This is a genomic window from uncultured Nostoc sp. (assembly GCF_964245445.1).
Taxonomy (GTDB): domain Bacteria; phylum Cyanobacteriota; class Cyanobacteriia; order Cyanobacteriales; family Nostocaceae; genus Nostoc.
This window is the reverse complement of the sequence record NZ_CAXTNE010000459.1, coordinates 1-3,509: the sequence shown is the minus strand read 5'-3', so window position 1 is coordinate 3,509 and position 3,509 is coordinate 1. Positions and strand designations below refer to the sequence as shown.

The following is a 3,509-nucleotide window of genomic DNA, read 5'->3' as shown; positions in this document are numbered from 1 at the left end:
GTGGGGAATGGGGAGTGGGAGTATGGAGCAGGGGAAGTAGGCGGAGCAGGGGGAGCAGGGGGAGCAGAAGGAGGTAGGGGGAGAATAATAATGTCCAATGCCTAGTTAAGAACTCAGCGCTGAAAAATACTTGACTTTAAAGCACTTATCGCGTAGATTAAAAAAACCCATTCGGTCGGTAATATTTTATTTACAGCAATTTCCAATTCAATAAGTTACGCTACTTTCCACTCCCCATTCTCCGTAGCCCATTCATCTAAAAATCGCTGTAATGTCTAAAGGCGAAGAAACAAAAAGCAGAATTCTCCACCAAGCAGCCGAACTGTTTAACCAACAGGGATATGCAGGCTCATCAATGTCAGACATCATGCGTGTTACTGGATTGCAAAAAGGAGGAATTTACAATCACTTCCAAAGCAAAGATGATCTCGCGCTACAGGCTTTTGACTTTGCGATCGCTCGCATCCACCAGCATACTAGATTTGCATTACGAAGCAAACGCCAGGCTGTAGAACGCCTACAAGCAATCATTGGCGTATTTAGTAGCTTCACAGAAAATCCACCTATCAAGGGAGGATGTCCACTGCTGAATACTGCTGTGGAGAGTGATGATGCTCATCCGGCGTTGCGGGAACGCACTCAACAGGCGATGAACTCTTGGCTGCATCTGATTCGTCGAATTGTTGAAACGGGAATTAAAAAGGGTGAAATTCGCCCTGAAGTTAGTGCTGATGAAATCGCTACTATCATAATTGCAACATTAGAAGGAGCAGTAATGATGAGCAAGCTTTATGGAGATTCAATTCACATGCACAGGGTCATTAATCACTTGAATCAATATTTAGAGAATCACCTGAGAATGTATGGCAAAAATCAAGGAATAGAAAGTAATGCTACTAAATAATAACTTACACAGACCATTAGAAATAGTATTAAAAATTCCTGTAAAAACATACGACATTGATTTTATGGGAATCGTGAGTAATATTGTGTATATCAGATGGTTAGAGGATTTACGTTTAAAGTTTTTAGATGAACACTGGCAACTCAATCAACAAATTGAGCAAGGATATGCGCCTGTTTTAGCTGGAACGGAAATTGAATATAAACGTCCGATAAAGATTATTGATCAAGTAACTGGACGTTTATGGCTGAGTAATTTAGGACGCTTGAAGTGGACTGTACAAGCTGAAATTTTATCTAACAATGAGTTAGCAGCAGTAGCTACCCAGAAGGGCGCTTTTGTCAGTTTACAAAATAGTCGTCCTATTCCCATTCCAGAGGAATTACAAAAGAAATATTTCGAGCATCAAAAAGAGAATTTGAAAGACTATTTATAAAGTAATACACTTGAGTTAAGACTTGATCCTCCCTAACCCTCCTTAAAAAGGAGGAAACTGAGCAAGCCTTTTTAAGGTGATACAATAAAATTCTAGTTTGTAGTGAGCGATGAATCGCTCATAGCAAGCTTTATCAGGACTAAAGTCCTTACCCAACGGGAAAGTTAGTTGCTCATGGGGGAAACCTCCTTGGCGCTAGCCTCTCCCTTTGGGAGAAGACCGCGCTAACTCACTACAAACTTTAATTTGTTTACGCCTAGCTACTAAAACAATGAGAGCCTATTTTAAAATACACTAATTTACTTAGCACTAGTCAATATATTTTCGATATCTGCTAGCTGCACCACTCCTGAAAAAGTTGGACTATTAATTACAAAAAAAGGTGTGCCAGAAACAGCCAATTTATCAGCTAGTTGAATATCTTTTGTAATTGCGGGATTAGCAAGAGTAAGGTCGCTTTTAAATTTACCCAAATCTAGATTGAGTTTTTTAGCAATATCTAAATATAACGTTTGACCTAATTGCTTTTGATTAGTAAATAGCGCATCATGATATTCCCAGAATTTGCCTTGCTGATATGCCGCCCAAGCTGCTGTTGCAGATGGCAATGCTTCAGCATGAATTGAAATTAACGGTAAATTCTTGTAAACTAATCTTATCTTATCTGGATATTTTCCTAACAATTCTTTCAATGTTTTATGCGCCTCAGCACAGTAGGGACATTGAAAATCTGAAAATTCTATTAGCAAAGTTTTTGATTTAGTTGAACCGATGGTGGGAGACTCACCAATCACGGTTTGAGGATTTGTCTTTAAATCCTGTAAAAATCCTTGCTGTTCTTGCTTGACTTTCTGTTGTTGTTGCTGTTGATAGGCTTGAACAGATTCAATAATTGCCTCTGGATGTTCGCGGATAATTTGTAATACTTGCTGTTCCAACTGCGGATCAATGCGGCTAGCAGCTTGTGCAGGAAATGACCAGGTAACAGCCAAAAGTAGCAGACCTATTGCTGTCCAACTACGGAGATACTGAAATAAAGCAGTAAACCAATCAAAGAATGTACGCATACAAAAACTCATAAATATTTTTTGTTCTAGCTATAGACGCGCATTCGCTTCTACTTAGGAATAATCTTATGTCCGCTTTATTACTTATTAAACCTCAAGAACCCCACCCCGCCTCCGGAGAGAGGCTAGGGATTAGCGTATAAATAATTACGCAGACTTGATATAAGCTTCATTTTAAAAAGAGCCAGCAATCATCCCACCAAGTAAAATAAAACCAATCCAGACGTTTTGCCGGAACATTTCACCATAAACAGGATTAGGTAAGTCTCGCTGTCTTAATCGCAGAGACTGCCAAACCCATCCAATGGTAGCAACTGCAAGGCTAATCCAGAAGGCTAGGTGCAGATGTATGAGTACACCTAACCAAGCCAATAACAAGATTGTGCCAGCAAAGAAAATTGCAATAGCTACAGGGGCATAATTCCCAAAAAATAGGGCGCTAGAATTAATACCAATGCGGCGATCGTCTTCCTTGTCGCTCATAGCATAAACTGTATCAAATCCCAATGTCCATAGTACAGTCGCGCCCCAAAGTAACCAAGTTGGTTGGGAGATGGTTTGTGTGACTGCACTCCAGCTAATCAACACCCCGAAACCCCAAGCAATTGAAAGCACCAGTTGCGGTACAGGAAACACCCGCTTTGCACCTGGATAAAGCACAATTATCGGCACTGCTGCTACGCATAACCAGAAACTCAGGGGGTTAAGATAAAATGCCAGGATAGCTGCACATGCTAAGGAGACGATCGCAACTACAATCCCAACTTTCACAGATAAGGCGCGAGAAGCGAGAGGGCGATCGCGTGTTCTCTCTACTTCTGGATCAATATCCCGATCCCACAAATCATTGACTACACATCCGGCGGCACTCGTAGCCAGAGTGCCTAATATAATCACACCAACCAGAGGTAAAGGCGGTTTCCCAGAAGCTGCCAAAAACACAGCCCAAAGGGCAGGAATCATTAAAATTAACCGTCCTTCTGGTTTATGCCAGCGCAAAAGCCGGACAATTACAAGCCAAACTGGTTGCTGGGGGCGTTCTGGCGTCCTTAACATAGAAATCAACAAATAACTTTAGATAGATGAATTCACACATCTTTAC

The 3,509-nt window shown here is 41.0% G+C and carries 4 protein-coding genes; 2 read left to right on the top strand and 2 right to left on the bottom strand.

The features are described 5' to 3' along the window. Positions 1-271: 271 nt before the first annotated feature. Complete coding sequence (locus ACFE90_RS37180) at positions 272-904, top strand: TetR family transcriptional regulator C-terminal domain-containing protein (RefSeq protein ID WP_375507240.1); 633 nt, start codon at positions 272-274, stop codon at positions 902-904. Continuing rightward, on the top strand, positions 891-1,340 hold the full coding sequence (locus ACFE90_RS37175) for an acyl-CoA thioesterase (protein WP_375507239.1): 450 nt from the start codon (positions 891-893) through the stop codon (positions 1,338-1,340). Before ACFE90_RS37180 ends, ACFE90_RS37175 begins: the two co-directional genes overlap by 14 nt. Before the next feature lie 299 nt (positions 1,341-1,639). Here the strand turns inward: ACFE90_RS37175 and ACFE90_RS37170 are convergent, their stop codons facing one another. Together ACFE90_RS37170 and ACFE90_RS37165 are read right to left on the bottom strand one after the other, a co-directional pair. After that, positions 1,640-2,407 carry a DsbA family protein gene (locus tag ACFE90_RS37170; RefSeq protein WP_375507238.1) on the bottom strand — a complete coding sequence of 256 codons (768 nt, stop codon included), beginning with the start codon at positions 2,405-2,407 and terminating at the stop codon, positions 1,640-1,642. A 174-nt stretch (positions 2,408-2,581) separates the two neighbouring features. After that, the gene (locus tag ACFE90_RS37165) at positions 2,582-3,463 is read right to left on the bottom strand and encodes a 4-hydroxybenzoate solanesyltransferase (protein ID WP_375507237.1); all 882 of its coding nucleotides are present in this window, start codon (positions 3,461-3,463) and stop codon (positions 2,582-2,584) included. Positions 3,464-3,509 lie beyond the last annotated feature (46 nt).